The organism is Bacteroides caecicola (assembly GCF_023337095.1).
GTDB classification, from domain to species: Bacteria; Bacteroidota; Bacteroidia; order Bacteroidales; family Bacteroidaceae; genus Phocaeicola; species Phocaeicola gallinarum.
On record NZ_JAMBLM010000020.1, the window covers coordinates 1 to 22,457 of the forward strand.

At 42.2% G+C, this 22,457-nt stretch carries 26 protein-coding genes and 1 pseudogene; 13 read left to right on the forward strand and 14 right to left on the reverse strand.

Annotated features, from left to right (window positions below; genetic code table 11):
• Positions 1–32: 32 nt before the first annotated feature.
• The 8 genes from M3085_RS13155 to M3085_RS13190 form a co-directional block, all read right to left on the reverse strand.
• On the reverse strand, positions 33–587 hold the full coding sequence (locus M3085_RS13155; RefSeq protein WP_249053247.1) for a tRNA (adenine-N(6)-)-methyltransferase: 555 nt from the start codon (positions 585–587) through the stop codon (positions 33–35).
• An 11-nt stretch (positions 588–598) separates the two neighbouring features.
• Positions 599–2,098, reverse strand: a complete 1,500-nt coding sequence (locus M3085_RS13160; RefSeq protein ID WP_249053248.1) for an OmpA family protein — start codon at positions 2,096–2,098, stop codon at positions 599–601.
• A gap of 57 nt (positions 2,099–2,155) precedes the next feature.
• The gene (gene mobV / locus M3085_RS13165) at positions 2,156–3,619 is read right to left on the reverse strand and encodes a MobV family relaxase (RefSeq protein WP_249053249.1); all 1,464 of its coding nucleotides are present in this window, start codon (positions 3,617–3,619) and stop codon (positions 2,156–2,158) included.
• Between the two features lie 225 nt (positions 3,620–3,844).
• The gene (locus M3085_RS13170; RefSeq protein ID WP_249053250.1) at positions 3,845–4,696 is read right to left on the reverse strand and encodes a MarR family transcriptional regulator; all 852 of its coding nucleotides are present in this window, start codon (positions 4,694–4,696) and stop codon (positions 3,845–3,847) included.
• Positions 4,697–4,780: 84 nt separating this feature from the next.
• Entirely contained in the window at positions 4,781–5,275 is a 495-nt protein-coding gene (locus M3085_RS13175) for a hypothetical protein (protein WP_249053251.1), read from the reverse strand.
• Between the two features lie 19 nt (positions 5,276–5,294).
• Positions 5,295–5,633, reverse strand: a complete 339-nt coding sequence (locus tag M3085_RS13180) for a hypothetical protein (protein WP_249053252.1) — start codon at positions 5,631–5,633, stop codon at positions 5,295–5,297.
• Between the two features lie 38 nt (positions 5,634–5,671).
• On the reverse strand, positions 5,672–6,118 hold the full coding sequence (locus tag M3085_RS13185) for a hypothetical protein (protein WP_249053253.1): 447 nt from the start codon (positions 6,116–6,118) through the stop codon (positions 5,672–5,674).
• 29 nt (positions 6,119–6,147) lie between these two features.
• Positions 6,148–7,086, reverse strand: coding sequence for a hypothetical protein (locus M3085_RS13190; protein WP_249053254.1), 939 nt, complete (start codon positions 7,084–7,086; stop codon positions 6,148–6,150).
• Between the two features lie 396 nt (positions 7,087–7,482).
• Here M3085_RS13190 and M3085_RS13195 point away from each other — a divergent pair, with 396 nt between their 5' ends.
• From M3085_RS13195 to M3085_RS13205, 3 genes and pseudogenes are all read left to right on the forward strand, one after another.
• Entirely contained in the window at positions 7,483–8,106 is a 624-nt protein-coding gene (locus M3085_RS13195; RefSeq protein ID WP_249053255.1) for a recombinase family protein, read from the forward strand.
• A gap of 135 nt (positions 8,107–8,241) precedes the next feature.
• The gene (locus M3085_RS13200; RefSeq protein WP_249053256.1) at positions 8,242–9,387 is read left to right on the forward strand and encodes a hypothetical protein; all 1,146 of its coding nucleotides are present in this window, start codon (positions 8,242–8,244) and stop codon (positions 9,385–9,387) included.
• Between the two features lie 383 nt (positions 9,388–9,770).
• Positions 9,771–10,303, forward strand: a pseudogene (locus tag M3085_RS13205) (adenylate kinase).
• A 296-nt stretch (positions 10,304–10,599) separates the two neighbouring features.
• Here M3085_RS13205 and M3085_RS13210 read toward each other — a convergent pair.
• A complete protein-coding gene (locus tag M3085_RS13210; protein WP_009036696.1) occupies positions 10,600–10,980 on the reverse strand; it encodes a single-stranded DNA-binding protein in 381 nt (126 codons plus the stop codon).
• Positions 10,981–11,335: 355 nt separating this feature from the next.
• Between M3085_RS13210 and M3085_RS13215 the strand changes: the two genes are divergently transcribed.
• Positions 11,336–11,488, forward strand: a complete 153-nt coding sequence (locus M3085_RS13215; RefSeq protein WP_249053257.1) for a hypothetical protein — start codon at positions 11,336–11,338, stop codon at positions 11,486–11,488.
• Positions 11,489–11,788: 300 nt separating this feature from the next.
• Here M3085_RS13215 and M3085_RS13220 read toward each other — a convergent pair whose 3' ends face one another.
• From M3085_RS13220 to M3085_RS13235, 4 genes are read right to left on the reverse strand one after another with little or no spacing between them, the layout of a single operon-like run.
• On the reverse strand, positions 11,789–12,040 hold the full coding sequence (locus M3085_RS13220; protein WP_249053258.1) for an LPD28 domain-containing protein: 252 nt from the start codon (positions 12,038–12,040) through the stop codon (positions 11,789–11,791).
• Between the two features lie 47 nt (positions 12,041–12,087).
• Positions 12,088–12,420, reverse strand: coding sequence for a molybdenum ABC transporter ATP-binding protein (locus M3085_RS13225; protein WP_249053267.1), 333 nt, complete (start codon positions 12,418–12,420; stop codon positions 12,088–12,090).
• A 17-nt stretch (positions 12,421–12,437) separates the two neighbouring features.
• Complete coding sequence (locus M3085_RS13230; RefSeq protein WP_057317467.1) at positions 12,438–12,617, reverse strand: hypothetical protein; 180 nt, start codon at positions 12,615–12,617, stop codon at positions 12,438–12,440.
• Between the two features lie 20 nt (positions 12,618–12,637).
• A complete protein-coding gene (locus M3085_RS13235) occupies positions 12,638–12,931 on the reverse strand; it encodes a hypothetical protein (protein ID WP_249053259.1) in 294 nt (97 codons plus the stop codon).
• 1,000 nt (positions 12,932–13,931) lie between these two features.
• On the opposite strand from M3085_RS13235, the gene M3085_RS13240 reads away from it, so the two are divergent.
• From M3085_RS13240 to M3085_RS13280, 9 genes are all read left to right on the forward strand, one after another.
• On the forward strand, positions 13,932–14,807 hold the full coding sequence (locus tag M3085_RS13240; protein ID WP_249053260.1) for a helix-turn-helix domain-containing protein: 876 nt from the start codon (positions 13,932–13,934) through the stop codon (positions 14,805–14,807).
• A gap of 117 nt (positions 14,808–14,924) precedes the next feature.
• Positions 14,925–16,040 carry a site-specific integrase gene (locus M3085_RS13245; RefSeq protein WP_154042648.1) on the forward strand — a complete coding sequence of 372 codons (1,116 nt, stop codon included), beginning with the start codon at positions 14,925–14,927 and terminating at the stop codon, positions 16,038–16,040.
• A gap of 179 nt (positions 16,041–16,219) precedes the next feature.
• Positions 16,220–16,813: a hypothetical protein gene (locus M3085_RS13250; protein ID WP_249053261.1), complete on the forward strand. Its 594-nt coding sequence runs from the start codon at positions 16,220–16,222 to the stop codon at positions 16,811–16,813.
• Positions 16,813–17,217: a hypothetical protein gene (locus M3085_RS13255; RefSeq protein ID WP_249053262.1), complete on the forward strand. Its 405-nt coding sequence runs from the start codon at positions 16,813–16,815 to the stop codon at positions 17,215–17,217. The genes M3085_RS13250 and M3085_RS13255 overlap by 1 nt, the downstream gene beginning before the upstream one ends.
• A gap of 93 nt (positions 17,218–17,310) precedes the next feature.
• Complete coding sequence (locus M3085_RS13260) at positions 17,311–17,685, forward strand: helix-turn-helix domain-containing protein (RefSeq protein ID WP_151203602.1); 375 nt, start codon at positions 17,311–17,313, stop codon at positions 17,683–17,685.
• A 5-nt stretch (positions 17,686–17,690) separates the two neighbouring features.
• Positions 17,691–18,761, forward strand: coding sequence for an AAA family ATPase (locus M3085_RS13265; protein ID WP_249053263.1), 1,071 nt, complete (start codon positions 17,691–17,693; stop codon positions 18,759–18,761).
• Positions 18,762–19,082: 321 nt separating this feature from the next.
• Positions 19,083–19,511, forward strand: a complete 429-nt coding sequence (locus M3085_RS13270) for a plasmid mobilization protein (RefSeq protein WP_154042645.1) — start codon at positions 19,083–19,085, stop codon at positions 19,509–19,511.
• On the forward strand, positions 19,508–20,716 hold the full coding sequence (locus M3085_RS13275) for a plasmid recombination protein (RefSeq protein WP_249053264.1): 1,209 nt from the start codon (positions 19,508–19,510) through the stop codon (positions 20,714–20,716). The genes M3085_RS13270 and M3085_RS13275 overlap by 4 nt, the downstream gene beginning before the upstream one ends.
• 4 nt (positions 20,717–20,720) lie before the next feature.
• On the forward strand, positions 20,721–21,245 hold the full coding sequence (locus tag M3085_RS13280) for a hypothetical protein (RefSeq protein WP_249053265.1): 525 nt from the start codon (positions 20,721–20,723) through the stop codon (positions 21,243–21,245).
• Between the two features lie 249 nt (positions 21,246–21,494).
• Here M3085_RS13280 and M3085_RS13285 read toward each other — a convergent pair whose 3' ends face one another.
• Positions 21,495–22,433: a DUF4365 domain-containing protein gene (locus tag M3085_RS13285; RefSeq protein ID WP_249053266.1), complete on the reverse strand. Its 939-nt coding sequence runs from the start codon at positions 22,431–22,433 to the stop codon at positions 21,495–21,497.
• Positions 22,434–22,457: the final 24 nt, after the last annotated feature.

Below are 22,457 nucleotides of genomic sequence, written 5' to 3' on the forward strand. Positions count from 1 at the left end.
AATACTTTCTTGTTCAAGTGTCTTGGTTAACGCTATTTCACGAAATCCTCCATATCCTTGTACATCCTGCTCATTTGTCCCTTGACAATATCAAGATTCTCAAAGACAATCTGTTTTGGTAATAACTTGTGACAGAAATAACTTGATGCAAAAGGTATTCGCTCTAGCAGGTTATACTGTATGCGTTTGTCAAACATAAGCAGTTGCAACTCCTTGTCCTTAAACAATCTGCAAGGAAAAGAATCATTCAATGCGAGATTTGACATAATCAACGCAAAAGGTTTATCGAAAGAAAGGCAGCGTTCAAAAACTTGCCTTTTGTTGCTGAAAGGCGGATTAGAGACGATAATATCCCAACATTCCGGTTCATAAGTATAAAAATCTTTCCCGTATGCAATATGGGAGTGTATGACATTAAATCCATATTCTTTCAAGGCCAATACGAACTCGCTGTTTTCAGTATCAAACGGACACCATATGATTGCTTTCTGCGGCAAGTATTTTATAATGGGTAATACGGCGTATCTTGGCGTATAACGCCCGTCATTTGCCCTAATATGCCAGTTATTGTAATGATATATTTTCATCTTGAACTATTTTATCGTTTAATAAAAAGCATAACTTTCGTAAGCCTGTTGGCTTCCGTAGGATTATAATCTGAGATTCCACCTTTTCCTACCTTAGAGATATGCTCAACTGCCAGTCCGCGTTTAACCAGTTCCGTGGCGATATAATCGGCTCTTGATATGCTCAACGCATCGTTTATAACGGCAGTTCCAGTGGCGGCATCAGCGGCACCTATAACGGTAACGGACAGTCCGTATTTCTTTGCGACACGCGCCAATTCGTCAAGATTGACCAGCTGTGATCTGTCTGTCAACTCCGCAGTGCCGACTTCAAAAAAGAAACAGACCGGAGAACCGATGCACCCGTTACCGGATTTTATAATGGCGAGGCAATCTGAGTGGTTATAACTGGAAATGCTGTCAGCGTTCGCGTTTGTCGAATCCGGGACATTGGCAGATTTGCCCGATTGGGCATCTTCCAGATTTGCATTATCGCTGGCATCAGGTTCGGCAGTTCCGGAGCAATTCGCAAGGCTGTCATTGGCCAAAGGCGAGTTGCCGTCCCAATGCCTGTTTCTCAACCTTGCCCGGAGTGAGTTCAATCCGCTGTAATTGTTTTTGGGATAAACACCGCTTAAATTCTCACGGTTGTCAAACAACCGGCCGTACTTTTCAAGCAAGCCTTCAATCTCCAGAATTTTCTTCAGTTCGTTCAATGTCCGTACATCCCTGTCATGTTGCCCGGCATACCTGCGGTTGCTTTCGGTCAGCTCAGAAGCATACTCTACCAGCCACTCGTTCTGCCGAATATAAGGGGTTGCGTCCTCTGCTCGTTTCCATCCTACCCTGCCAATCGTGAAGGATAATCCGGCAGAAACGGAAAACATATTGTCACCGAAGCGGTTGGCGTTTCCATATCCGTCAAAACCCTGAAAAGTGGAAACATTGCCAATATCCAACAAGACAGTCAGCCGTTTGCAGATGCGGTATTGCCCTTGTACGCCATAAGAAACGGCAAAGGGCTTCTGTCCGTTTTGGGGATTATACATAAGCCCAAGACCGATGTATGGGACAATGCCCCAACGAGGATTTTCTTTCTTGGCATATTGTCCTCCAAGAACATTATACATCAAATCCGCATGTAAATGATGATAATCGCCGGAGGCAAGGTTACAGTCCTTGAACCGCCAACCGTTATAGCCGATTCTTGTCCCAATCTGGGGAGTGAACCATTTGCCGATCGATGCGGACAACGATGGCTGAACCCTGTCGAACAGGTCGGCACATCCAATCGGTTTGCCGATAAAAGCACCCGCACCACCTTGCAGGCTGACAAACCAGTTGCCGTTCCAAGGCGAAGTCACCAGCACCCCCTTGTGATAAGTCGGGTCTATGGGTTGAAACATCAGCTCCTTGTCCGTATGGGATTCACAATGTACACTATCCTGTGGAACAGGCCGTACATCCGCATTCGCTTGCAATGAGCGGCACATTGCTGCCGCTGCCAGAACAAATACTATTTTCTTTCTCATTCTTCTTCAATTATTTTTTTTGATCCATATCCAATGCAGGAAACCATTTCCTGCCGGTTATCTTTTCTGTTTCTTGCCGGAAGCCGGGCGCATCATCCTGCTTGCCATCATCATGCAACGCCTTGCCCATGCACGGTTGTCCTCGTCCTCATCGCGACCCCATTTGAGGTCACTGGAACTTCCACCGCCTCCGTGCGTTTTGGCAAAAGTGGTGGCATCATTGACCATGCCGAGAAACAGAAGCGTGGCACAATACATCACGTCTGTTCCCTGCTCCGTCAGGCTTTGCAGCAATGAGCCTTCAAATTGTGATTGCCCGGAAACTCCCATGGCAGCCAATCTTGCAGAATGTTCTCTCACCAAAGTTTCCAACATCACGTCTTTGAGAAGCACATCCACATTGGAGTGGATTTCACGGCTGTACTTATAGGCTTCGCCTTTCAACTCTTCCGTGCGTTCACCGATGGCATCCATATCCATTTTGAGGGTTTCAAGTTGCTGGTCAGCCGTTCGTAGCTTGTCCTGCTTGTCTGCCAGTTTGGTCCGGATAGAAGCCAGTTCTTTCTCCAACCGTTCCTTTTCGGCAACAATGGCGGCAGCATCTCCCTGATGGGATTGCAGGGTGCGTTCCAATGCCGACAGTTGGGATTCCTTTTCCGCTTTCGCTTTCCGGAGGTTATCCACCATGGAAGTCAAGCCTTTCACCCTGCGTTCCGCCAGGCTTATTTCCACTTTGAGGTCGGACAACGCCTTTTGATGCCGGACAATCTGTTCCTCGATATTGGTACACTCTGCCGAAAGATGCCGACGGTATTCTTCTGTGGTACGATGCCTGGCACCGGTCTCGGAGACATTCCTGCCTCTTTCCAGGTTCCATTTCCTGTTCACTTCCGAAAGTTCGTCATGTAACATCTTTGTTCTCGCGGAAAACTCCAGTTTGTCCTTTCCTGCAAACATTTTCTTGAATGCAAACTTCTTATCTTGGATTGGCAATAAGGTTAGGTGCATATGCGGCGAAGTCTCATCAAGATGTACATAACAGCCGATGATGTTCTCCTCACCGAAACGTTCACTCATGAACCGGTACATATCCTTTGCCCAAAGCTCTATTTCAGGCATCCTTTTGAGTGTGGCATTTTCCGGATTATCACCTGCCCCATACACTACCTCCTGGTTCCCGAACGCCAGTTGGCGCATCTGGTTCTTTGACCCGCCCAAAATGAAATCTACGACAGTACGGAATTTCGGTTCGGGCAAACCCTCATTCGGGTCTTTTATGCCACGTTGCAGAAGGTTTTCTGCCATGCGTTCAGGAATGGACAAGTTCTTGTCCACCGGTTGGATCCTGCATCCTTTGACGACCTCGAAATTCAAGCATTCCCTCCGGCGGTCATACGTTCCTTTTGCTATGGCGTTTTCCCAACCGCGTTCAGTCCAGTTGCGCTGGTGTTCGTTGCTCTGTGCGGCACTGAACCCTTTCATCACGTTCATGTGCATCACCTGCCATGATTTTTCAGCCATATTTCTCGTCTTTATGGACAACCCGTCCGCCCCAGCTTGCTGCTTGCCCGGGCACTTCTCCCACAGGACTTTGTCATGTGGGGTATTGAGTTACCCCTACTTCCCTCTGTTTGGATAACGTGCAAGCACTGCTGCACGATTGTAACGGCAAGCCTGCAAACGTAGGGTATCACGGTTTGTCCGTGGTTATACAATAGTTTTGACTTACGACACGGGTTGTGGAGTCTATAAAATGGGAAGGGTACGCTCCAGATATTCTGCCAACAGAGCTTTGAACGGTTTGCGTAGCGCAAGCAGCGTCTCTTCCTCACCGGAAGCATCATCAGCGATACCGTCTTCGCCAAATAGAAGCATTTGGGCGGTCTTCCTTGATGCTTCCAATAGCGAAGACCAATCTCCGGCCAATTTGCGGTTAAAGAAGTCTATAAAAGCTGCCGGGTTGTCGAAGCGTGAATTTCGTATGGTACGCTTCAATGCGGCCATGGCTATGCGCTCGACAAGTTCCTGGTTAAGTCCGTCTGTTGATTTGTCCGCTGGAAATGTTTCGTTGCCAAAACCATCAGCATGGGAGCCATCGGCAGCCTGTTTCAGTAGAACTCCGTAATATTGTTCACAAATATCACCCATCTGCAAATCCGACAAATTGCCGGTTATCCATTTGGACAAAGCCACATCCATTTCATCGGAAGGGCGTGTCCTTGCCTGGTCATTATAAGGGGCTGTGGTATTTCCAATGTCGCATTTGTTGAACGCCATTGTAATGACCACACTCTTGGCGAACCGTGTCCGGTGTATATGCCCCATATCCTCCAATTTGTCGAGGAATGTCCTGACCTTAGCCCTGTGCCAGTGCCATTCCACTGCAAGGTCAGTGATAGTCACGTGGCATTGGTCTGCCTGCAACACATATTCGTGATTCTTCAGGAAAGGAGCGACAAACCCTGCCGCACACTTTTCCAACAGGTCGTGGTAAGCTCCTGTCTTGGTCTTCCGGTCTCCGACTTTCTCTTTGAGGTAGTCGAAGAACTCCATGTCTGCCAATACTTGATTGGCCTGTCTATTCTTGTCTTTCGTCATTTCTGTTGATTTTTAATTTGACTATCTGTGGATGTGATCAAACTGCCACTATCCACTTGTTCATGGCAGCGTTGCGTGATGATGTCAATAGTAGTATTCGGACACAATCTTCGGATTATTCATCCACCTTATCCGGTTTTCTTCATCCGTCCATTTTGACAGCACGTTCCGGGAGGGATAGAACATGGCAGCCAAAAGAAGAAAGGCAAGCGTGACTGCCACGGTGTGCAGATGTGGGACTGCACAGGTTGTCAATACGAGTACTGCTGTCAGAAAGAATATCTTCCGTTCCTCGTGAAGTCTGGTCAGCCATCTGTCGGCACGTCTGAACGAGAATAGAATGGCACAAAACGTGGTAGATGCCAGAATACCCCATTCGCCGAAATGCCCTCCTGCATAAACATAGTGGTACAAAAGAATAAGTATGAGCATACAACGCGCGTACAGTTTCCGTGCGCTCCCGCTTGCGGTCATTCTTAAATAGAACTTCGTCATAAGGGGGCGGTTACTCTTGTACAATGTCAATGGCAATGCGATGAGCAATGCCGGGAAAAGAAATTCGATGATGATCCAAATCATAATGTCTGGTATTGTATAATCAATATTGTTTGAATAACGGCAAATCGGACAGTTCCAATCTGACCAAGCCGTATGTGGCAATCTCCACGATGGCTTCGGCATCTTTGGCTTCAAGATAGGACGCGCCTTTCTTCAGGCGGGCCTTGACTTCGGGATTCCTCTTGCGATACAATGCCAATGCCTTGTCCAGTTCGTATTCGGATATGCTCCATTTCGTGCCACGCCCATAGCCATTGTGGTCATAGATAGCCCTGAGACGGATGACACGGAATGCGCATAGAATCACCCTGCCTCGCTTGAAGATGATACGCGGCGCATAACTGCGGCTGTCGTCCACGACGACCCAACTTCGGTGCATATTTATTAGGTAAAGCATTTGCAGGTATATCGTCCGTCTCATATAAACTCCGCGAGCAATTCTTCCTTGTTCCTGCGGTATTTGAAGTAGCCGCTTTGTTCGTGGAGTTTCAGGTCAAGGCAGATGTCGGAACACATGAACTCCAAGGAGTCATAGATGGTCACATCGATGCGGTCAACCTTGCCGGTGTCCGTTGTCCTGGCATTCATCTTGAACATCTGCCCGAAAGTCGGATTGGAATAGGCACAGGTGCTGCTGCCAAAGGCGGTGGCTCCTGTCGGGATATGGTGGTAAAGGATTATCATTTCCATGTCATCCTCCAAAATGTCCATCACTTCTTCCAGATCGTATTGTTCCGCAAGGGGGAAAGACAGCAGGACATAATCGTCATAGAACCGGGGTTGCTCCATAGTGGTCACATCCAGCAGTTGCGGAAGCTGGAGCGGCACGAATGAAAGGAAATCTTCGTAAAAAAGTTGTAGCATATCGTTGTATTTTTATTTGTTCCTGTTTTTCAGATGGAAGTGAGCATGACCTTTACAAGCAGGTCCGGCAATGATTCCCATTGGCTGTTGTCCGTGCCGGTAATCCTGTTGAGTCCGGTCATTATGGACGGCATTTGTTCTGCCACATCGTATAATATCGCCTTCTCCTTGTCGGACAGCACGGCCATTCCGAAACCATCCAATGCGATATAGGGTTGCAATAACATCCAGACATAGGCACGTGCCTGCGTAGCTGTCCTGACCCTGTCATGGTTGATGTCATCCATGCAAGCCGACGCATTGAGGACAATTCTCCGGTTGGTGCGTTTGGTAAAATATATCAGGGCATCTTGGTACGGCAGCCTGCCACTCTCTGCCGATTGGAACACTGAAAGGCAACATTTCTCCGTGCGATGCGTGATGGCAGAAAGGTCGGCACCGGCAAGTTCCGGCAGATGGGCAAGGAAGGAACGGAAAAAACTGTCTTCTTCCCTGATAAATGCGAGCAGTTCTTCATTGCTGCATATTCCGGATTCCATTGTTTTGGCGAGAAAAGTTTCATAAGCGGATACTATATTCTTGGCTGTCCTTTGATAAGGCTGTATGGAATCCAAAGAATCAAAGAATGGTTTTGCCGCCTCTACAGTTTTTGCCAGTTCCGCATCTTGCCTGTAAGGGGAAGTCCGTTCCCTGATGAGCAATACATCCTTGAATGTTTTTGGGGTTGAATGGGCCAAACGGATAAACTCTGCCTGCAAGGAGTCATGCAACGAATGTATGGTGTTTTCATGATTGGAGTGAATACGGTTTGCCGTGTCTTTTGCGACACAGGCAAAAACCGAATCCCGAAGCGTCTGCCAATCGTTGACAGCCTCTATCAAATGCTCAGTCGAAAGGGATTCCACGCTGCGCATTTCGGACAAATACGCTCTATAAGAATTGACAGCACTTTCACTTGTCTGAAACATACTGTGACCGTTGTTTTTCTCGCATGACACTAACGCGAAAGTGGCAAAACACACGGCAATACATTTGGAAGGCACGATTTGCCTTTTTGAGTATGACAGGCAGCCTGCACTCTTCATTCTTCTTTCTGGTTTCATTTCGGATAAGCCTTTATACATACGGTTATTATTGAATTATGGCGGCAAATGTAAGTATAAAACTTCATATAATTATACTTGCAAATCAAACTTTAATATACTTTCTTTTTCATACTTTCAAGTATAATCGGCTGAATAAAGAAGAGAAAAACAAATGCAAACACAAAGTATAATTATCATAAATTATTTCTGTAAGTATGATTTTATTCAGATTAAACTTTGTACATTTGCAGTTGGTATCATTTAGCATTGAACACTGATATGGCAAAAGTAGGTTACATATTCAAGGCGGCCTGTTATGACAGCTTCAACGCTGACAAGGAATGGATGGAACAATACGGTTGTATACAAGTGGTGGAGGAAGAGAACGGACACGAGAAACTGCGCCCGCAATGGAAACAGCTTATGGCTAGTCTGGAGCGTGGGGACGAACTGGTTGTCTCAAAATTCAGCAATGCCCTGCGTGGTTCCCGTGAGCTGGCGGCTTTCATCGAGTTTTGCCGTGTGAAAGTGGTTCGGATTATCTCCATACACGACAAGATTGACAGTCGTGGGGACTTGTTCTCGGAAACCAAGGCTTCGGATGTGTTGGAGATGTTCGGCTCTCTGCCGGAAGAGTGCGCCGCGCTGCGCAAGGCTTCAGCCCACATCATCCACCTGAAACAGAATATTAACCAGCCGACCAAAGAGAAGAACATCAGCAAGGCAGAACGGGAAAGGACCATCGTGGCGATGTACAACAACGGTCATTCCATTGATGACATCTGGAAAGTAAGCGGATTCAACAGCCGCAGTTCCGTGTTCCGTATTCTCAACAAATACGGTGTTTCGCTCAATCGTGGGAAATTCAGCGGACCACTGGGCAAACGCAAACAGAAAGACTAATAAAATTAATTTATAAGGAATCCTCACAAAGACAACGCCCTATTTGTAAGATTGATAATTAACCCCAAGTAATCACAGCTATATTAATCTATGATAAATACAATCTTTAATCTATGTAATACCATTTCAAAAGAAATGGAAAGCAAGAATTATACAAATGCGTATAACGAATTTGTACACATGCTCGATTCTATTATTTCGTTTAGAAATCACGAAATGAATGGCAAAGTGTATTCAGATGATGATATAGCAATTGTTCTTTTAAGTCTCAAAGAATTCAACTTTGATAATTACAGCAAAGCAATTGAACCTTTAAAAATACATTTATACACACTTGGCAAATTTGCAGAGAAATTAAAGGCTAATATTAAGCCGCAATACGCAGAAAGGTATCAAACATTATTTTTGGATGTAATGACAGATGCTCAGCATGTCCTATCTGCTTATGAGTATATTATTGCGTTAAAAAACTACAACCAACAATTAGGGAAATTTAAAGCTTGTGGAGGTACAGAACCCATAAAACCCCTAATAAGGGCTGCTAATATTGGGAGAAATCCAAATATTAATCTTTTTGATAGGAGAACAATGATTAACTCTGTTTTTTGGCTTGAACAGCATCCTGACATAAAAGATTTACCTTTTAGAGATTTACGTCCTCATGCTGCCATTCTTATACGTCAAGCATTGGAAATTATGTGGCGTAATGCAATAGGATATTACAGAATAAAGAATCAGAATGGAGACACATTAAAACAATTTACACAGATAGGTTGGAAATTTATCAATCAATATAAAACCAAAGACAAAAATACATGTAAAGCTGCCGGAACAAATAATTTATGGTCAATAATTGTACCCGTGCCAATAAAGACTCTTGAAATGTTAAATAACTGGTGTAATAATTTCACACATGAGCCTTGGATCAATTCAATTTATATACAATGGTTCGTGACAGAACAATTATGGCGAGTCACACAACCAGCAACATTTAATGGTCATTGGACTTCGCTGCATGGTAATATCCAAATAACTGGGTTAAAGTATATGCAATATGAGTTTGAACAATATGTAGCCCGCGAAAATCATAAAGCTTTTGTAGATTGGCCTACTAATAGAAAAAACCAAGGTGCATTTGTTGTAAATGAAGGAAAGGAGCCAACTGCAAAAGACATTCGTGCAATCAGACTTAAACAAGCAAAAATTAACATCTGTAATTTAACGAAGGAATTGCATAATGAATGTATTGCTTTTTTCAAATTGATGTTTTGCAAACAATAATCTCTATGACCATTTTAATAGATATTGCCAGAACGTTGTCTGCACAATAATGACAACACTAATAATATCCATATTCGATTGACATTTAGCCAAATACATTTGTTTTTAACGTGGTTTTTTCGTATCTTTATAAGCGGTAAACCGAAAATATAACAGCAGTATGGGAGAAACGATAATTACATTATTGGCATTATGGGTGTTCATCAAAATAGTAAGGGCACTTCTCGTAGGATGGAGTAAAAGCGACTATCGAAGAGACAGATAGGGCTGATGAGTATCGAGAAGCGATCTCTGTCTGACTGCCATATCTGCACTGCGACGGTCGTGGGTTAAAGTTTTAATTCTCCCTCATATTGAATTATACATCAAATCACAAAGCGAATATGATTATTCTCATCATGGGGGCAACCCATACAGGCAAGACAAGACTGGCTCAACAGCTCCTTGAAAAGTATAAGTTTCCCTATCTCTCCATTGACCATTTGAAAATGGGGTTGATAAGAAGCGGAAACACTACATTAACTCCGGAAGACGACAATGAGCTTCAGAAAATCCTTTGGCCAATCGTCCGGGAAATCATAAAAACCGTCATTGAGAACAATCAGAATCTGATAGTGGAAGGCGGGTATATTCCTTTTGACTGGTCAAAGGATTTCTCGTCTCAATATCTGAGCGAGATCGACTATCAGTGCCTGGTTATGTCAAAAGAATATATCGACCTCCATTACACGGATATTCAGAAATATGAGAATATCATAGAAAAGCGTTTGCCTGACACCATGCCACCAAAGAAGAACTGATACGTGAGAACAACAAATATTGGGAGCAATGCCGCAAACATGGGTTAGACTACACCTTAATAGATAAAACCTATCCTGAAAATATAACGGAAAAAATCATCAAGGGCGGGCAGTAAGCGAGTTTCTTCTGCAAGCCCGATTTGAGGCAAAAGGTTTTGGCAACCAGGATAAAACGGAGTCTTGGAGCGGTTGGTAAATCTTTTTGCATCGGCGGTTCCGTAAAAGAGTCTTGTGAGAGTGGAGCAACGTGCAACATTGCAAAACATAACAAGTCTCTTTAGGAAGATTAGAAGAAGCCGTTTACGGGATGGGTGATAAATTATAATAGCGAACCTTTGGCTATAATAGGGTTATCATACGAGCAAAAACAAAAGCGACCGAAGCCGCTTTGTTTATTAGGGCGAGGCAGGAATTACTTCTTGCCTTTTTGAGTTTTCTTTTCCGGTTCTGCCGGAGCCTCCGTCTTGTCGGGAGTCGGGTAGAACTTGTTGGCGACCATGACAATGCGATTGTGTTTTACGCCGTCTTTGTCGGTCCATTCTTCGGGTTTGAAGTACCCCTCCACGGTCAGCAGAACGCCCTTGGTGATTTGGGTGAGCGATTCGGTGTTGGCGTTGTTTCGCCAGGCTTCCACGTTGATGAAGGCGGACACGCGCTTTGCTTCCTCCCCATTCTTCTCCTGACGGCTTACTGCCAATGAGAAGCGTGCCACACTTGCGTTTGCGAACTGACGGATTTCTGCGTCTTTACCAACGAATCCTGAAACTGCGAAATTGTTCTCAATCTGTTTCATATTACAATGCTTTAAGTTGTTATTAAAATTATTTTTACGCTGCCAACATAAGTGAGTGCAGTATAGGGTTGCAGCAAGGATAGCAAGCAAATACTCTTTATTTTTGTCAGCGCAAGCCGTCAAAACCACAGGTTCGATAAAGGAAGATTTGTGAGGCTACGCCATTGACCAAGGCTTTTAGCCGTACCCGGCTGCATACTAACTTTGCAACGGAAAAATGTATGATAACACGACCCAAAGCGATTGCGTGAAACGGATTGATAAAAACAAACGAGCAAGGTTCGTAAACAAGACTGCATCCGTCCGTGAACGCAAGTTTGAAAGAGTGCTTCGGCTATAGCCCAAAAGAAGAAGTATGATTGGGAGGAACGGGTATGACCGCCAAACGTGGATGCCAAACAATGCCTTGCACTTATGCCGCAAGCCTGCCAAGAGCATTCTGCCGTGGAGTATGCCGCCCCGAAGAACAGACCGACTTGACGAACAGCCGAAAACCGCATCAGAATAGTCGCTTCCAACTTTAACAGCCGACAAGACAGGGATGCCTCAGAAAAGAAAATAAAGCAGAAGTCCTGCTTTCACCGAACAAAGCCGCCTTGGTCGCCATTGGCGAAGTATGGAGTATCATATCTATAAAAGGAGTATTGCCGACTATACAGAACAAGGCATATTTACAAATGGTGGTCAGGCTTGCTTCTGCAAGCCTGAATTACAAAAGTCGATTGCCATGTATGGCATATCGGTCAATAGCAAAAAATGGCAACATAGAGAAAAATCCTCCGTGCTGCCATTCGCCTGAAGCCTGTCATCATTCCAGATATGACCAGTCGGTTATCTCCAGTTCTTGTCCACAGGGGAAATCGTTGATGGGGTCGCAAATGAAGGTGCCACAGAAATTGACCACCACGCAACCGTTCTTCAACGAGGCAGGTTCCGTCCAATCATCGTCCGTGTGTCTGATGTGATACCAAAGTTTACCTTTGGGTAACGTGTCGGTCTCTATCCGCAAGTCTATAAATTCACCTTCAATGGTATTGCCATTAGCCAAAGTCAGAAGCATAGGCGTTTTGCTTTCTTGTCTATAATCGTACAACATAATATTTGGGGTTAATCGGTTATCTCAATTATTTCATCAATTCTTCCACAAAGGAATGCTCTCAATGCGGTCTTATCAACCGCATAGTATTCGGCAATATGCCCATATTGCTTGACAAAAAAACGTTTCAATACATCCGAGAAGTCAAAACGGTAGCCCATTAGCGGAACAGACCTTTTGAAATAAGCATTGCTGTTCACACTGTTTGTCAGCCAATTCTTTTGCTGCCGGCACATAGGAACGCCCTCGTTGAGTTGTTTTCTCAACTGATATACCTTGCTGTCTTGCAGAGTTGAAAGTTCGGGAATATCCCAATCCACAAACCGTGTCGCTATCGGTGTCATCATATGTCAATCCTCCATTAGTCATAGATTAGCACTTCGTCCCGGTATTCCACTACCTCTTTGCCGTTGTTGAGCCTTACCACTATCTCATAGCCATAATCGCCAACCACTTCGCCATCCGTATATCCATCATAGGGGTTCAGCAAAGTGCAGGGACACCCGATAATGTCTGTTGCTTGTTCTTCCTCGTAAAACATAGTCCGATTGATTTTTAGGGTTATCTGTATGACCATTCTCCGTCTGAGAATACTTGGAAATTTACATACTCGTTGCAGAGTTCGTGTGTCAGCACTCGGATGTAGATTTTGTCTTTGTCCTCCAAAAGAGAAATCATCTCGTTTATCTCCTTTTCAGGATAGTCCCACTTCGAGGAAAACTCCCCCTCAATGTAATCTTCACCTCTGTCTAAGTAACAGTCGCCAAAGGTGTCATCCAAAAATTTCTCCACCATATCAAGGTCTTTCTCGTTCTCCGTACTTGCGTAGAAGATGTTAGTCGCATAATTTGCCATAATCGTTTTTATTTAAGTTTTTACTTTTCCCTTTGTTAGCATCAGCTACTTTCGGGTTTGATTAAAATTATGTCGCATTGAAAGGTGTCATGGCTCTTCTTGCAAGGTTTCATAGACAAAATACTACCTCAGTTGAAAACCGAGTGTGGAGATTTTGACTGGAACCGGCAGGCTTGACCTTGCGAAGAAGAAAGACAGGACATATACCTTCGCGACACAATTCTTATTCAGCCAACCCGAAAGACGATGATAAAGAAAAAGCCAAAAGGAATTATAATTGAAAGACCATCTATATGGATTACAACTGTTATTTTTCTTTTTGCTGGCCAAAAGAAAAAAGGCACAACGCTCCTCAATGAGAGATACGCCCCAAAAGCAGTTTAGTTTAGAACTTGATTATATATACAAAAACCAAACTAAACTTACTGTTCTCATGGAATCGGGCGTTTCAGAAACTATATCAAACCTAACCTCTGACACGAGGGACAAGTTAGGGACAAACGGAAGAAACACGAGGGACAAAAAACATCCCTTGAATTTCAACACTTCGTTTTTCAAAGGGTCTTATTAGTTTTCTTTCTTTTGGTATGCAAAATTTTGTCCCCAGTTTGTCCCTCAATGATATAACAATATAAAATTAAATACTGATATTCAATAACTTACAACAAGGCAACATTGTTTGCGTGGGTAAATAAATATTCTGCATCGGCAAGTAGGATATTGTAATCAACTGCAACGAATTAGAACCAACTATAATGAAGTCGCTGATTTTCAGCGGCTTTTTTATTTGCCAAAAATTCAGCTATAAACAGTTGTATACTGTTGTTCACCATATTTTTCTACCGTATTTCTACCGCGGAACAATTAAGGGCTTTTGCCCGATGTCACACTGACGCATTTGTTGACGTGTGTTGACAATGGTTTACGTGAGTAGACAAAAAGGGAAATTATCCGAGCTGTAAAAAGCTCATGTTTCACTAAAATATGGAGAATAACAAAAATGGAAGTAAAAAGAATCTGCCAGTGGTGCGGCAAGCCTTTCATGGCAAAAAAGACCACTACTAATTATTGTAGTCCACAATGTTCCAAAAGAGGTTACAAACACCGTATGAAGGAACGTAGAATGGAAATGCGCGAATTTCAGGAAATGCTGGAGGTAAAGAACAAACTGGAGAGCCAGGAATACTTTACCTTTTCTCAAGCAGCCAGACTAATGGGAGTTTCTCGCCAGTATGTCTATAAATTGGTAAAAGAGGACAAACTTCGTGCATCAAGGCTCAGTTCAAGAATGTCGCTCATCAGAAGAACCGACATCGAACTTATGCTGAAAACAAAACCTTATGAAGTTCTCAGACCAAAAGATGAATTTGACGTTACCGAGTATTATACCGCTGAACAGATTGCGGAAAAGTACAAAGTCAACGCCAAATGGGTGTGGACCTATACCCGGCAAAACAATATTCCCAAAGTCAGAATCCGCCAGTTCAATTATTACAGTAAAAAGCACATAGATGCGGCATTTGCCAAATATAAGACGGATGACGCCTTGACCGAATGGTACACTCCGGAGGAAACCGAGAAAAACTATGGGATGACACGTGTAGCCATCCGTTCACATGTTTACCGCAACAACATCCCTTCAAAGAAAGAGCACGGCCAGATATTCTACTCAAAACTTCATTTCGATCTGTCCAAGAAGACAACCGAAGATGATTCTTCAGAATATTATACCGTGCAGGAAGCCATGAAGAAGTATAGTCTCACACGGGATTCAGTTTACGGCATTCTGCAATTCCACGAAATAAAACGGGAGAAAAAAGGGCGCTTTGTGAGATTCCTGAAAGTGGAATTTGACCACATTATGGGCGCCAGATAATGAATCTGTACAGACAGATATACAGACTGGAAAATGATTTTATACTGAATGCGGTCTGCATAAAGTCATTGTGCATCTTCACCGCAAAAATTAAGTCAACTAATAACATTTGTAACTATGTCAGAATGTAAAACTGTAACTTTGAGAACCCGCCCGTTAAAAAATGGTATGCTTTCCTTCTATCTGGACTATTATCCGGGCTACCGTGACCAGGAAACGATGAAGACTATCCGTCACGAAGGTTTGAACATTTATATCTATGCAAATCCGAAGAATCAGCGGGAACGTGACTTCAATGCAACCATGTCAGAGAAAGCAGAAGCCATCCGATGCCGGCGCTTTGAAGCTATCGTAAACGAACGATATGATTTCTTTGACAAAAGAAAATATAAGGCAGACTTTCTGGAATACTACCGTAAGCAACTTCCCAAGCACGACCAGAAATGGGAATTCGTTTATCAGCACTTCTATAACTTCGTACATGGCAAATGTACTTTCGAAGAAATTGATGTGGAGCTGTGCAACAAGTTTCGTGAATATCTGCTCAATGCCAGACAGCTAAAACGGGATGGATATATTACACGAAACTCTGCGTCCGGCTACTGGTCCACATTCAGAGGATTCCTGAAAATTCTCTATCGCAATCGGCTGATCAAGGCAAACATAAATGATTTTCTGGAAAAGATTGAACCGGAAGATGTGGTAAAGGACTATCTGAGTGTTGAGGAATTGTACTGTCTGGCCGAAACGCCATGCAAGATACCAGTTCTAAAAACTGCTTCCCTCTTTTCGTGCCTGACCAGTTTGAGACTCAGTGACATACTTACTCTCTGCTGGGAGGAAATCGTTGATTTTGCAGCAGGAGGAAAATGTGTACACACCATCACGCAGAAGACAAAGACGGAAGACATCATCCCCATTAGTGATGAAGCTCTGAAGCTAATAGAATACTCACCTGAGAAGAAAGGTTTGGTATTCAAAGGTCTGAAAAGGTGCTGGACCCAGGTTCCCATGAAGGAATGGATTCGTTCTGCCGGAATCACCAAGAATATAACATTCCATTCGTATCGTAGAACATTCGCAACCCTGCAAGGAGCTGCAGGGACCGACATCCGTACCATACAAAGTATGATGGCTCACAAGAGCATAACCACGACCCAAAGATACATGAAAGTAGTGGACAGCAACAAGCGTGAAGCGAGCAACAAGATTACCCTAAAAAGGAAAGGATAGCAGTCTGTATTCTATATAAATAATAGGCCTAAAGTATGATTATAGTATGATTTAGAGTATGATTTTCGTACTTTAGGCTTATTTTTCTTAAAATCTCAACGATTATCTGTCACTAATTACAACTATTTGGAAATAGAAAATATATTTGCCACAAAAACTAATACATATAATTACGGAACATGACAAACAATATTAAATTATCGGCACGAAAGACAAGTTTCATACTTGCAGTAAGTTGTATCCTTTTTTCAGTAATTGCAACATATCTGTACATTAATCACCAGATAGATCTGACCAGATATACAACACCTATAATATTAGGAACTGTTGTAATAATCACAACGTGTGGAGGATTACAACGTGTATTCTATATATTCCTTACGGATGAATGTCCACAGATCTTTTCTGATAATCAAAGAAATTCTATACCTGACAAAGTTATTCCCAAACCAGATATGATAATTGAAGAATGCAGTGAACCAACTGTAGAAGTTTCAGATATAAAAATGATTGAAGTTAGCAATGCAACAGAAGTTATTTCAATGATTGAATTACCGGAAAAGACAAAAAATACTGATACTACAAAAAACAAAGCTGCCAGCTCTGAAATCGTTACATCCATTACAATATCAGAGAAACATGATGATTCGAAAGAAGTAAAAGTTTTAGAGCAACAACCTACCTCAGAAGTTAAACCCGAAGCTTTTTCATATCTACAGGGATTCGAAAGCCGTATGGAAGAAATTCAGAAGGAAGAACTGGAGAAAAAATAATGATTATAAAAGCTATTCATGAATATGTCACCTATTCTACCGCAAAATTTCTCACCAAAGAGAATCTGCTTATACTACATGAAAATATAGACCATTTGGCAAGTGGGCAATCAGATTTGTATAAACCCATCCGTTCAAAAATGGAAACTCCTCTTACATCACCTTCATTAAGACATTTTGTCTGGAATATAGGCGAACGGTTAGGTATATCATTATCAGAAAGAGCCAATTTCATAAAAACTATATTCCCTAATGAATTAAAAAATGCAACCTTGGGATACCTTGTCAAGAATCTCAAAGATACCATACACAGTCAGATTCCTATTGACAGTCCAAAATATGATGATTTTAAATTTGATTATACTCTTATAAACAAAGCGCAGTGTGAGAAAATAATGAATTAATACAGACCGGAAAATGATTCTCGTCTCCTATTTTTCTGCATAATGTCATTGATTTAGTTTGTGGCGTATTTAAACACAACAAATAAAGACATTATGCATTTTAAAAATTTAACCTTTAACGATTTACCTACAGTTGTAGGTGAATTATGTAAGAGAATTGAAAGTCTGGAAACTGTATTGAAAAACAGTCTGGCAGTCCAAAACAAGGTCAAAGAGAACCATCACGTTCCTATGACGGTGGATGAAGTATGTACCTACCTTGGCATATCCAAATCCTCATTTTATTATAAGGTCAAGCATGGGGGTATTCCTGTAATCAAACAAGGCAAACATCTTTTTGTCTATCGTGATGAACTGGACAAATGGCTTGAGACCGGAAGAAAGGTACAGGTTCCACTGACTTTTGAAGAAGAACAGACACAGATGCTTGCTGCCACCCGTCGTAAGGCTAACCCTAAAAACGTGTAAGGCCTATGGACAAGACAGACATTAGAATTCCTACTGACGAGGAATTGACCGCTTATATGGAGGAATCTGCTGTAAGTGCAAACGGAGCTTATGAACAGTCACCGGTTGTATTGATGGTAGATGATGCCGCAATCGGTACACTGGGGAACTTCAGTGCCTCTATAGGCAAGGCCAAAAGTAAGAAAACTTTTAACGTTACAGCCATTGCAGCATCGGCATTGAAAAACGGAACAGTGCTGAAATACCGTTCATCATTTCCAGAAGATAAGCGAACTGTTCTGTACATTGATACAGAACAGGGACGCCATCATTGCCAGAAGGTATTGAAAAGAATCCTGCGCCTTGCCGGACTCCCGGAGGACAAGAATCCAGACAATCTGATTATGCTGGCTTTGCGCAAATACGCCCCTCCGATACGTCTGGCTATAGTCGAACAAGCTATCGGCACAATCCCCGATCTCGGACTGGTGATTATAGATGGCATCCGAGACTTTCTTTATGACATCAATTCCCCCAGTGAAGCGACCGATATTATTTCCAGATTCATGCAATGGACGGATGACCGCCAGATTCACATTCATACCATTCTCCATCAGAACAAGAATGACGAGAATGCCCGTGGTCACATCGGCACGGAACTGAACAACAAAGCTGAAACAGTCATGCAAGTAGAAGTGGACAAAATGGACAGGACAGTAAGTGTAGTAGAAGCCATTCATATCCGTGACCGGGAATTTGAACCGTTTGCTTTCCGTATAAACGATGAAGTCTTACCTGAACTGCTGGATTCCTATCAGCCCCAGGAAAAGAAAATCGGAAGACCTGCAAAAGAACCGTTTGATCCGTACAAGGAAATTTCCGAGGGCGTGCATCGGGCAGCTCTGGACGCAGCTTTTACAAACGTCTGTATTACTAGTTATGACAATTATCTGGAACGGCTGAAGGAAGGATATGCCCTGCAGGACATTAAGCTGGGACATAACAAAGCAGTTAAAGTTGCCACCTTCCTCAGTAACAAAAGGATGGTCATAAAAGAGGGAAAGGAATATAAAATTAACCCAGACAGCCATTATTGAATCCGGCTTTACTTTATTGGCAGAGTGTACATATTAGAATAAAGCAAAGTCATAAAGACGTTATAGGGAATATTCATCCTCTCCCCTTTTATTGGATAACCAGAATACTTATATCGTTTATGGTAGTAGTAGAAATGCCTATTTCATTTGTATATACGACACGGCTTGCCGTGCAGTTTCAACAGGTATCTGTTGCGAGATATGCCAAGGTATAACCTCCACTCCGTTATGGTTGTACATTGGCGCTCTCGCCGGCTTAGCCACTTCGCCGGTGCGGTACTCGCAGGCTCGCACCTTAACCCGTTATAATATTAGATTTTCATGGAAAAAGAAATAATAAAACAAACAGAACAGAACGAGACTCCGGACAACAGGAGAACCGTATTTATCGGGGCCAAAGTCAGCCCCCGACAGAAAGAACATATCAAATCACTGGCCGAACAATGCGGAATGACCGTAAGCGATTATCTGCTTGCGCGGGCATATAATTATAAGCCAAAGGCAAGACTCTCCAAAGAAGAAGCTGCACTGCTGCAGAATCTGGACAACTGCCGTGCTGACCTGGTAAAATACACATCAGCCCTTCATGGAATGAGTGCAAGCCAACGGCACACGATGTTCAACCAGATTCCATTTATGGTGAACTGGCTGAAGGAGCTTGGCAATGTGGCAGAAAATGTCTGCCAGTTCCTAAATTCCGTAAAAGAGCCAAACAGTATTCCAACCAATAATAAAACTGAAGAATCATGATCGCAAAGGCTAAAGCAATATCGCATGGCATAAACGACATCCGTTATATAACCGGCGAATCACATAATAAAAAACATCCGGAAAAAATCTATCGGGTATTGGACAATATGATGCCATCGGAACCAGATGCAATGGGTGTCTGGAATTCCATGCAACTCACTCTTTCCCGCTTCCGTCCGGTGAAGAACTCAGTCATCAGAATTGAACTTAGTCCGTCACCCGAACATACCAAGGGCTTTACCATTGAAGACTGGCAAAAACTTTGGCAGGATTTCGCTAAAGAGTTTGACAAACAAGCGTTCAAAGACAAGGACGGGAAAGTACTAAACAGTCCGACCAATCTGGCCAACAGCAAATACACAGTCTGGCTCCATATGGAATCCAATAGCGGAGTTCCTCATCTTCATGCTGCTGTTTGCAGGATGGATGAAGACGGAAAGATTAACAACGACCACAATATACACTTTCGTGCCCAGTGGGCAGCAGAAAGAGTGGCAAAGAAACGTGGATGGACAACAGCAAAACAGGTAAGAAATGTCAACATGCCATTGGTTACACGGGATTGTATGAATGTCCTTAAATCCATGTCATCATGGTCATGGGATGAATACAAAGCAGCATTGACAAAGAAAGGATACACCATACATGAGCGAAAGGACGATGATGGTATTCTTCACGGATATGCAATCATGAAAGGAAGGACGAAATACAAAGCTTCCGATCTGGGTATTGGTAGAAACTTGATGGTTTCAAAACTTCCTGCCACATGGGAGAAACTTCATTATAGGTCAGGTATTGCAGCGAATAACAAACCTAAAGATACTGATTCGAGACAGATTCAGAAGCCATCGGCATCCGCTGACTATACCAAATATAAGATCTACAATCCGAATACGGTTCCCTATACATTGAGTCACGAAGGTCAGGAACATCGGTTCTACATTCCAGAAAAGGTACTCAACCATTTTAACGATGAATTTGATTATCGTTTCGTCTCCAATTCACAGGAGTTAACCGATATGGCAGTAGTAATATTTGTCGGATTGCTGGAAGTCCCCAATGCACCAACCGGAGGTGGCGGTGGTTCACAAAGCGAATTACCATGGAGAGATAAGGACGAGGATGATCTCTTATGGGCAAAAAGATGTGCCCGTGCTGCCATTCGTACTTTAGGAAAGAAACCGAAAACTGGATTAAAACGATGAGCTTATGAAAAAGAAATTTGATTTTACCGCTGAAATGAAGGAAGTGCAGGTTACCAAAAGTACTCCTCAAAATGAATATCTTGAAGAAGAAAAACGTCTGCTTGGTATAAACGTAAAAGAACTTGCCGAGTTGAATGACAATGTGTATGGATTGAGGACGGATCTTACCGCATTGGTAGATTTACTAGGAAAATACAAGTTGTCTATTACCCAGGATACGCAAGAACAGGCTGTAAAATTTGGCAATACCGTTCTTGGCCAGTTCATTGACCAAATTGAGATCAAGTGCACAGAGGCAGAGCAGAGGATTGTTCAAATGGATAACCGCATTTATCTATCATATAAGGCATTTTATATTTTGATTGTCATTCTAATAGCCCTATCCTCTTTCTTGGTCTGTATGATAGTGGCGAATGTAGAATTTTTGCATTCTGGATTGGTTTGGAAGACAATTGCTTGCTGCGGATTTATAACGATTTTTGGAATCATGATGGTGGTAGTTGTGATGAGGATTTGTAAAAAATTATAATATAATAAGAAAGTATTATACTAACTAACAATAACATAGATATTTATTTGCATTGATTCATAATAATCTCAATTAATTAAAATGCAAAAAAAATAAAATTATAATAGTAGAAAGTCAATTTTTTCATATATAAATTCTATGTTTTTGTACCTTTGTATTTAGGTAGGAGTAAGGACAACTCGTTTAATGCGTTTAACGCGGGTTCGATCACCTTAAGTGTCGTAAACATGGTCTTTATTCTTACCTTTTTTATTTGTTGACTATGTGGACACTATAGAAAATGTATTTATGGATGCCAGCAGAATTACTTTGCCGCCTTATAATTACTTGAACTTTATAGCTTTCATTCTTAATAATAACATTTGCTCGTAGCGTATAAAAAACATGATTTTGATTAGCGTATTGAGATTTTCTAGCATATATCCAATTATCCGTATTTTCAATGATTTGGGGTACTATTGGCATCAAACCAAATGAATTTCTTATTCTTCCCAGCCCCCGTTTGCCATTACATATATGATGCCAACCTATACGATTGAATACAACTTTAGCATTTTTTAAAGCTGGACAAAATATGTCTTTCGTTCTAAGACTATCGTAAATACTTTTAGCTGCAGCTTTAATATTACCAATTGTATTAAAATGTTTATTATCATCAGACGATGCATGAATAGTTTTACATTCTGTCCATTTCAATGACTTGCTAACAAGATTATATAAATCTTTTTTGGAATGTTCCCCAAACCTTTGTTTGCGATCAATGTATACATAGGCCGAATTGTCGTATTTATAATTATCCATTCTTACCCACCAAGCCCAAGGTCGATATAGATCTTTTTTACCTTCCCATTCACTTGTTACATACACAAGAATTGTTGGTTCAACTTGTTTAGCATAAATTTTAAGATGTTTTTCAAGAGTACTTTTGGGAGAATATGGCTGCAATTTCAGCCGATCTTTGTTATCAATACCTTTATAGTAGGAAAGACCTGACTTAATTTGAACATGTATCTTAATACCAAGGTCTCTTCCCGTACTATCTCTTACATATATAAAGCCATCAAGCCCATCATCGTTTTCTTGTGTATTAGGCAACCATCCCCATCCAAAAAATTCCTGCACAAACATACTAACAACTCTAATTCCAGTAGCTTCCTGTATATAATTCTGCCTATTATTTTTCGCCATAATTTATCGATATTATATTTTTAT